The 7,974-nt window shown below is 46.4% G+C and carries 9 protein-coding genes and 1 pseudogene; 5 read left to right on the top strand and 5 right to left on the bottom strand.

The annotated features are described in order from the left end of the window. Positions 1–100: 100 nt before the first annotated feature. The 5 genes from H525_RS0121805 to pepF all read left to right on the top strand — a co-directional run bounded on the left by H525_RS0121805 (position 101) and on the right by pepF (position 4,204). Positions 101–295 (top strand): hypothetical protein, encoded by a 195-nt coding sequence (locus tag H525_RS0121805; RefSeq protein WP_027417930.1) that lies wholly within the window; start codon positions 101–103, stop codon positions 293–295. 78 nt (positions 296–373) lie between these two features. Beyond that, positions 374–511, top strand: coding sequence for an aspartyl-phosphate phosphatase Spo0E family protein (locus H525_RS29820; protein WP_425387779.1), 138 nt, complete (start codon positions 374–376; stop codon positions 509–511). A 130-nt stretch (positions 512–641) separates the two neighbouring features. Further along, the gene (gene pyrB, locus H525_RS0121800; protein WP_027417929.1) at positions 642–1,562 is read left to right on the top strand and encodes an aspartate carbamoyltransferase; all 921 of its coding nucleotides are present in this window, start codon (positions 642–644) and stop codon (positions 1,560–1,562) included. 209 nt (positions 1,563–1,771) lie between these two features. Further along, entirely contained in the window at positions 1,772–2,236 is a 465-nt protein-coding gene (locus tag H525_RS0121795; protein WP_162142526.1) for a hypothetical protein, read from the top strand. Positions 2,237–2,293: 57 nt separating this feature from the next. Next, positions 2,294–4,204 carry an oligoendopeptidase F gene (pepF, locus tag H525_RS0121790; protein ID WP_051331228.1) on the top strand — a complete coding sequence of 637 codons (1,911 nt, stop codon included), beginning with the start codon at positions 2,294–2,296 and terminating at the stop codon, positions 4,202–4,204. A gap of 56 nt (positions 4,205–4,260) precedes the next feature. Here the strand turns inward: pepF and H525_RS25165 are convergent, their stop codons facing one another. The 5 genes and pseudogenes from H525_RS25165 to leuC all read right to left on the bottom strand — a co-directional run bounded on the left by H525_RS25165 (position 4,261) and on the right by leuC (position 7,911). Continuing rightward, the gene (locus H525_RS25165) at positions 4,261–4,470 is read right to left on the bottom strand and encodes a hypothetical protein (RefSeq protein WP_035102327.1); all 210 of its coding nucleotides are present in this window, start codon (positions 4,468–4,470) and stop codon (positions 4,261–4,263) included. A gap of 155 nt (positions 4,471–4,625) precedes the next feature. Next, positions 4,626–5,111 carry a Cys-tRNA(Pro) deacylase gene (gene ybaK / locus H525_RS0121780; RefSeq protein WP_027417926.1) on the bottom strand — a complete coding sequence of 162 codons (486 nt, stop codon included), beginning with the start codon at positions 5,109–5,111 and terminating at the stop codon, positions 4,626–4,628. Positions 5,112–5,228: 117 nt separating this feature from the next. Further along, positions 5,229–5,363 (bottom strand): annotated as a pseudogene (locus H525_RS0121775) (DUF2935 domain-containing protein); the annotation flags it as partial. A gap of 513 nt (positions 5,364–5,876) precedes the next feature. Further along, positions 5,877–6,485 carry a 3-isopropylmalate dehydratase small subunit gene (gene leuD, locus H525_RS0121770; RefSeq protein WP_027417924.1) on the bottom strand — a complete coding sequence of 203 codons (609 nt, stop codon included), beginning with the start codon at positions 6,483–6,485 and terminating at the stop codon, positions 5,877–5,879. Continuing rightward, positions 6,472–7,911 (bottom strand): 3-isopropylmalate dehydratase large subunit, encoded by a 1,440-nt coding sequence (gene leuC, locus H525_RS0121765; RefSeq protein WP_027417923.1) that lies wholly within the window; start codon positions 7,909–7,911, stop codon positions 6,472–6,474. The genes leuD and leuC overlap by 14 nt, the downstream gene beginning before the upstream one ends. Positions 7,912–7,974: the final 63 nt, after the last annotated feature.

Raw genomic sequence — 7,974 nt, 5'->3', positions numbered from 1 at the left:
AACAAAATGACTATTTTGTTAGGTTTTTTGTATCGCTTGATGTTTAGTGGATTTATTACCTTTGTCTTTATCAATTTAAAGGAGAAAGGAAAATACAGATGTGATTACGCTTGAATTTAAAAAACGCATTAACCAGAGCTTTGACATAGACAATATGAAGGAAGAGTCTAAAATCATCGCTGATATCTTATCAAAATTGGAACCTTGTGATATTGAGCAAGGCATTGATTTAGCAGAGCGTTTGCTTTACATATATAAGCGAATTTTGTCTATTACGAATACAGACAAGCATTAGGCTGTAAACAAAGTCAATGATCGAAAGGTGTTGGCTATAATAGGGGTGTTGAAAATAGATACGAGAAAAAAATTACTTATGGAGGTTGAGGAAGCAAAGTGTTTATTATTACGCGCGCTAAAAGAACACAATTATGATTTTCAACATCCAACCGTCCTATTCCTCAGCCAGAGACTGGACCTGTTAATTTTGCAGGTAATGAAAAGTTTTATGTAACGTTGTAAATATCGCAGGAATACCTTTCCAGAAGATGCAAAAAGAAAAGCGTGCCGAAGAGAAAAATGTTATAGTAGGTAAGGAGCTTTTGCGCCTGAATTTTTTTATGTCTGCTGGAGGGAACGAGTCAATGAAACGTAATCACGTATTGGGAGCAAAACAATTTGACCGGGAAATGTTAGAGGGGATTTTTCAGACGACACGGGAGATGGAGCGGGTTGTGGCGAACGGCGGGAGTGACCGGTATTCCAATAAAGTAATGACGACACTTTTTTTTGAACCGAGCACGCGAACGCGCCTGTCGTTTGAATCGGCGATGTCACGGCTGGGCGGGAAGGTGATTGGGACCGAGAATGCGGCGCAGTTTTCTTCCACCATTAAAGGGGAGACGCTGGAAGATACGATTCGGGTCGTTTCGGGTTACAGTGATGTCATTGTGATTCGCCATACGGATATCGGGGCAGCGGAACGCGCCGCTGCAGTAGCAACGGTACCTATCCTCAATGCAGGTGACGGAGCGGGTGAGCACCCGACACAGGCACTGCTCGATTTGTATACGATCGAAAAGGAAATCGGGCGAATTGATGGGATACATATTGCGATGATCGGGGATCTTGCAAACGGACGGACGGTTCATTCGCTTTCGTATTTATTGACAAACTATCGAAACATCCATATTTCATTTACGGCGCCGGAGAATGTGCAAATTCCCACGTACGTAAAAAAATATTTAGATGATCATGGAATTTCATACGAAGAAGAATACGATTTAACGAAAGTCGCGGAAAAAGCGGACGTGCTTTATCAGACCCGCATCCAGAAGGAACGTTTTATGTCCCTGGACGAATACGAGAAAGCCAGCGGAAAATACATTATTGACCGGGAACTTCTCACGCATATGAAGCAAGACAGCATCATTCTTCATCCGCTTCCCCGGGCGGGAGAAATCGCGGTGGAAGTGGATGAAGATCCTCGTGCGGCCTATTTTAGGCAGGCGCAGAACGGGCTGTATATCCGCATGGCGCTCATTGAAAAATGCTTTGAAGAGTAAATCGATCAAGAAAAGCGGGCAGAAAAATATAAGAATAGAAATTCCGGGATACGCGTTGTATCCCTATTTTATTAAGTGTGAACGTCCTTCCGATAACCAAATAATTCAACTCCTAGAAGAAGCGAAATTGGAGCATTATAAACATGAAAGGCGATGAAGGATCAAAATCGTTAAACATTATTTTGCTCATTTCAAAGGAGTTTTACCATATGCGAAAGAAAATCATTGCACTTTTTGCCATAATTGCTTTACTGTTAACTGTTTTATCCGGGTGTTCCAATGCTCGAGGGAATTCTTATTCTATAAACCAGATGAGTGAACCAACTGTAAATCATGCTGATGGCTCCAATGTGCACACGGAGGCACGTTTTAGAGGAGGGTACGGCAGAGTTGGCAGAAGCCCTTGGGGAGATGGCTATCGCTCAGGGTACCGGTCACCGTCCTCCAATGTGACGAATCCCAACCTGGGAGTCACCAACCCTGCGGCAGGCAGAACGGGAGGATTCTGGTCTCATCTGGGTGCTTTCGGGGCAGGGACCTTACTCGGGAGTATGTTTCATCCGTTCGGCGGCTACGGGTATGGATATTATGAGGGCGGCATTTCCATTTTCGGTTTACTCATCTGGGCGGTTATTATTTTTGGGATCTACAGATTTTTTCGGCGGGCGCGGTAGGAAACAACTGCATAATCAGTAGAAAACATAGGGAAACTACTAAAAAAGGAGTTATTCATGCTACGAAAAAGTGGAGTTTCCCTGATCGTTTTTTTAGTCAGTGCGGCCTTGCTGCTCCATTGTATAGCAGGTCATAATTTATTTTTCGCGCCCCGCGTGGCCCATGCGACAGAACAAGGCGCGAAAGAGAAACGTTCCGTCCAAGATACGTGGGATTTAACACGACTGTATAAAAATGAAGGCGATTGGGCGAAAGATGTGAACCGAATAAACGAAAATGTTTACCGGCTCGCTTCTTTTAAGGGTAAGCTGGCAAATGAAACGAATTTATTTGATGCGATGGCATTAGAAGAAGACCTATCGAAAACGATGGAGAAGGTTTATGTTTATGCCCATCTTCAGTTTGACACGCATACGACGGATCCACATTACCAGGCGATGCTTGACAAAGTCCGTCAGACCGGGCAAAATGCCGGTGTTTCCGCTGCCTATCTCGGTCCGGAACTCGTTGCCATCCAAGTGAGAACGCTTCACCGCTTATACCAAAACGATAAACGGCTCGATAAATATAAGGATCATATTGCGGAATTGCGCAAGGAAAAAAACCACATTCTTCCTGAGGGCGAAGAAAAACTCCTCGCGCTGGCCGGCGCTGCGGCTTCTAACTCCGCACACACGTACCAGCTTTTTAGCGAAGCGGATTTGAAGTTTCCCTACGTAAAAAATGAAAGGGGCGAAGAGATACCTCTTACTAAAGCGAATTACGGAAGCTTTTTGAAGAGTGCGGACGCGAAAGTAAGACAGTGTGCTTTTACAGCGATGTACGGTACGTACGACCAGTTTAAAAATACTTTTGCATCGCTGATGCAGGGGGAAGTCAAGCAAAATATTTTGTATGCAAAGGCCCGGCGCTATCCTTCGGCACGGAATGCTTCACTCAGTTCCGCCGATATACCGGACAAGGTGTACGATAACCTGATTCAAACGGTAAACAGGCGCCTTCACCTGCTGCACCGGTATATGTCGCTGCACAAAAAAATGCTCGGTCTGGATGCCATGCACAAATATGACCTTGGTCTTCCCCTTATAAAGGGAACAAATAAGTACTACCCGTTTGAAAAGGCGGAGAAAATGGTACATGACGGGCTTGCGCCGCTCGGACAGGAATATCAACAGGTGGTAAATAAGGCGTTTGCCAACCGCTGGGTTGATGTATACAGCTACCCGGGGAAAACGGTAGGAGCTTATCAGACAGGTGTATATGGATATCCACCGTATATTTTATTGAATTACCACGGAACATTGAATGATGTATTAACCGCAGCCCATGAAATGGGCCATGCTGTACATACTTATTATGCGGACCGTTCACAGCCGTATCTGGATTCGCACTACCCGATATTCGTGGCGGAAGTTGCCTCAACAGTGAACGAATCGCTGCTGTTGCGGCAGTGGATTGCCCATTCGAAGAACAAACAGGAAAAAGCTGCGCTGTTGAAACATTATCTGGATATGTTTCAGGGCACCCTGTTTATGCAGACGATGTTTGCAGAATTCGAAGATGGTATGCACCGCGCCGCGGAAAAAGGGGAAGCGCTCACAGCGGAACGTTTATCAGCGATGTATCTTGGTTTAACAAAGAAATACTATGGGCCCGCACTGCACGTCGATCCGCTTGTCGGGATGGAGTGGGCACGCATTCCGCATTTTTATAAAAATTTTTATGTGTACCAGTATGCTACCGGTTTCTCTGCCGCAATTGCCCTGTCCGATGGGCTGCTTAAAGGCGGGACAAGCCGGAAACAAAAGTATCTGGCGTTTCTTAAAGCGGGGGGATCGCAGCCGCCGCTTGATCTATTGAAGGCAGCCGGCGTTGACATGGCGGACCCGGCGGTGATTAATCGCGCGCTGGATGTATTTGCAGAAACACTGGATGAATTCGAGAAGTTGGTCAACACACCAGCATAAAAAAAGACAGAGCCGCTGTCCGGATGACGGGTCCGTTCAGCGGTTTTTGTTAGTGCTTATTTCAAAGCTGGTAGAACACCAATCCGGTCTACTTCTCTGCCGTATGTTTCCAGGTAGGTTACTTTATCTTTGACGTTTTGCGGTCTCCATCCCCAGCAGAGTCCGTTCGTGTAACCATACTGTAATTCTTTTAATTCCTTCAGGAAGTTGCATTGCTTGCCTTTTATTTTCCACCAGCAGTTAAAACAATCCCGGTATTCCTTCATTCCCTCAGCTCCTTTGTGGGGAAAACTAATTCCTTTGACCTATTTTTCTCCACAATTTCTACTATATCGAAAACTGAAGTTTTTTTCTATGACTAACCATCCCAAAATTGTTGAACGATTTGTGTCATGTTATAAGGCAGGTACGTTTGAAGGGGTTACAGGTCAGCCTCCTTCGAAATGGCGCCGCACCGGGCGTCAACTGCCTTGAGCAAATCATCCGGTTTCAGGATCATCTGGCAGCCGCGCACCCCCGCGCTAATAGACACTTTGTCGAGCTGTTGGACTGCTTCGTCAATATAAATCGGGTATTTCTTTTTTGTTCCGACAGGGGATACACCGCCACGAATATAGCCGGTCAGCGGTTGAACCTCTTTAAGGGGTACCACTTCGACTTTTTTGTTGCCACTCATACCGGCCAGGGCTTTCAGGTGTAATTCCCGCCCGCCCGGAATACAGGCCAGCAGAATTCCGGATTTGTCACCCCGGGCGACCAGTGTTTTATATACGTTGTCAAGTGGTAAGCCGATTTTACGCGCCGCATTTCCGGCAGATAAATCCGATTCATCGACCTCGTATTCTTTTACCTCATATGGAATTTTTCGTTGGTCCAGCAAACGCATCGCATTTGTTTTCTGTGCCATTATGTTTCCTCTTTTCATGTATGTCCTATTATGTTAATTGTAACAAATTGTTTGGAAAGTTGGAAAGGTTCGTTACGACTTATATAAGATTGTTTGGGCGATTCCAATAAAATACTCGGATTCCCGGAATTCGCCCTCCAGATTGCTAACTAACTCGCGGATGACGACCGTATGTTCAGCTTCTTGCTGTTTCCAGAATTCTATTTCATCTAGTATCCTTAAAGGCATTTTATCCCCATAGTAAAATTGCATAAGCGATAACACCCTTCCCGTAGGCGTAATAGATACAGTCTATGCCCGGCAGTTAGGAAGCAATGTTAATCCAGTGCACTTTTTGCAACTGTCAAGCTTCCGCGTTTTGTAACTCCTATTATCGCTGATAAGATGTATAACGCTGATGCAAAAAGATAAACCGTGCGCGCACCGAATAAATCGGCGAGATAAGATAGCAACAGCACGGAAATTCCAAAAACGAAATAGGCTATCGTTGCTTGGGCCGAGATGGCGGGTTACCCATTTTGACAGTACATGACGAGCTGAAAAGTTCTTCATTTGTATTTCCAATAATACCCTTTTTCTGTTCGTGGCGTCAAGAATTTTGTGTAAATAATGGAGGAGAGCCGGAGTTCTTTGCTACAATAGACGAAGAGAGGGAGTGAATGGCATGATTGAGTTTCAGTGGAAGAAAAACAAATAATGCCCCCTTTTCTTGTATGTGTTTATCAAGCAAAGGGGGCTAAACATTGTAGTTTTTCACTCTTATTTCTAGGCGTTCACTTTATAATAACTCGGATAGTTTGCTTCATACGCTGCGATTTTATCCTCCTGGGTGAGCGTTATGCCGATGTCATCCAACCCTTTCAGAAGGCATTCCCGACGGTAGGCATCCACTTCAAACGGGATAACGAGGCCGTGGTTATCGCTGATTGTATTGTTTTCTAAGTTAACCGTAAGTTGATAGCCTTCCTCGCTTGCAACATTCTCGAACAGTTGGCTTACCGTTTCTTCCGAAAGAACAATGGGCAGAATGCCGTTTTTAAAGCAGTTGTTGTAGAAAATATCAGCAAAAGACGGAGCGATAACAACCTTGAATCCGTAATCAAGCAGGGCCCATGGTGCATGTTCCCGTGAGGAACCGCATCCGAAATTGTTGCGGGCGAGAAGGATATTTGCCCCAGCGTAACGGGGTTTGTTTAATTCAAACGATGGAATCACGTTCCCTTGTTCATCAAAACGCCATTCGAAAAACAGGAACTGACCAAATCCTGTACGCTCAATCCGTTTTAAAAATTGTTTGGGGATAATGGCATCCGTATCCACGTTGACACGGTCCAGTGGTGCAACCACACTTGTAATCGACTTAAACGGTTCCATGGGTTTTCTCCTCCAATCCTTTTACTCTCCAGTTTCGTACATCCGTGAAATGGCCGACGATTGCGGCAGCAGCAGCCATTGCCGGGCTAACCAGGTGCGTGCGTCCACCGCGTCCCTGGCGGCCTTCAAAATTCCGATTTGAAGTAGAGGCGCAGCGTTCACCCGGAGACAGTACGTCAGGGTTCATCGCAAGGCACATGCTGCAGCCTGGCTCACGCCATTCAAATCCGGCTTCGGTAAAAATTTTATCCAATCCTTCTTTTTCCGCCTGTTCTTTCACACGACCGGAACCGGGTACGACCATTGCATGAACGCCGGAAGCAACTTTATAGCCGTTGGCGATTTTAGCCGCTGCCCGCAAATCCTCGATGCGTCCGTTGGTGCAAGACCCGATAAATACGCGGTCAATCGCAATCTCAGACATCGGTGTGCCCGGAACAAGACCCATATAGGCGAGCGCATTTTGTGTAGCTTTCTGTTCGTTTTCCGATGAGAAATCTTCCGGAGCAGGAACCGACCCTGTAACGCCAATTCCCATGCCGGGGCTTGTTCCCCACGTTACCTGCGGCTCAATCGAATCCGCTTTAATTACCACGCGGCGATCATATTCGGCGCCTTCGTCGGTCCGCAGGGTTTTCCATACAGCGATCGCCTTGTCCCATTCCGCTCCCTGAGGGGCAAACGGACGGCCTTTCAGGTACGCAAACGTTGTTTCATCAGGAGCGATCAGCCCCGCGCGCGCGCCCGCTTCAATGGACATATTACAAACCGTCATGCGCTCTTCCATGCTCAGGTTAGAAATGGCTTCCCCGGTGTATTCAATTACATAACCGGTAGCAAAGGCGGTGCCCCATTTTGCGATGATGGCAAGAATTAAATCTTTGGCCGTCACCCCTGTTGGCAGCGGGCCGGCCACGTGAACTTCAAGCGTTTTTGGCTTTTTCTGCTGGAGGCACTGGGTGGCAAGGACGTGTTCCACTTCACTCGTCCCGATGCCAAATGCAAGGGCGCCAAATGCTCCGTGTGTGGATGTATGACTGTCGCCGCACACAATTGTTTTGCCCGGATGGGTTAAGCCAAGCTCAGGTCCCATAACATGGACAACGCCCTGGTCCGGGCTGTCAAGGTCATACAGTCTAACGCCGAACTCTTTACAGTTTATCGCAAGGGCGTCCATTTGCTGTCTCGAAATTGGATCTTCAATAGGAAGCGAACGATCCGTTGTTGGGACGTTATGATCCATTGTGGCGAATGTCAGATCCGGACGGCGGACTTTGCGGCCTGTCATACGAAGCCCTTCAAACGCCTGCGGTGATGTAACCTCATGCACAAGATGCAAATCAATGTATAGCAGGCTGGGCTTATTGTCTTCAGCATAAATCACATGATTGTCCCAAATCTTTTCGAACATGGTACGCGGTTTCATGCGCTTCTCCCCCTTAAGTCATTTGATGATTTATATATATTGGAATCTTTATATAAGTTTTAA

It is taken from the genome of Aneurinibacillus terranovensis DSM 18919 (assembly GCF_000430625.1).
In the GTDB taxonomy this organism is placed as follows: Bacteria; Bacillota; Bacilli; order Aneurinibacillales; family Aneurinibacillaceae; genus Aneurinibacillus_B; species Aneurinibacillus_B terranovensis.
The sequence above is the reverse complement of the archived record's forward strand: the minus strand, read 5'-3'. Positions and strand labels throughout refer to the sequence as shown.

Bases quoted from the DNA above. Each gene is read 5' to 3' on its own strand.
- H525_RS29820 (WP_425387779.1), top strand. From the start codon at position 374: ATGGAGGTTGAGGAAGCAAAGTGTTTATTATTACGCGCGCTAAAAGAA.
- pyrB (WP_027417929.1), top strand. From the start codon at position 642: ATGAAACGTAATCACGTATTGGGAGCAAAACAATTTGACCGGGAAATG.
- H525_RS0121795 (WP_162142526.1), top strand. From the start codon at position 1,772: ATGCGAAAGAAAATCATTGCACTTTTTGCCATAATTGCTTTACTGTTA.
- pepF (WP_051331228.1), top strand. From the start codon at position 2,294: ATGCTACGAAAAAGTGGAGTTTCCCTGATCGTTTTTTTAGTCAGTGCG.
- H525_RS25165 (WP_035102327.1), bottom strand. From the start codon at position 4,470: ATGAAGGAATACCGGGATTGTTTTAACTGCTGGTGGAAAATAAAAGGC.
- ybaK (WP_027417926.1), bottom strand. From the start codon at position 5,111: ATGGCACAGAAAACAAATGCGATGCGTTTGCTGGACCAACGAAAAATT.
- leuD (WP_027417924.1), bottom strand. From the start codon at position 6,485: ATGGAACCGTTTAAGTCGATTACAAGTGTGGTTGCACCACTGGACCGT.
- leuC (WP_027417923.1), bottom strand. From the start codon at position 7,911: ATGAAACCGCGTACCATGTTCGAAAAGATTTGGGACAATCATGTGATT.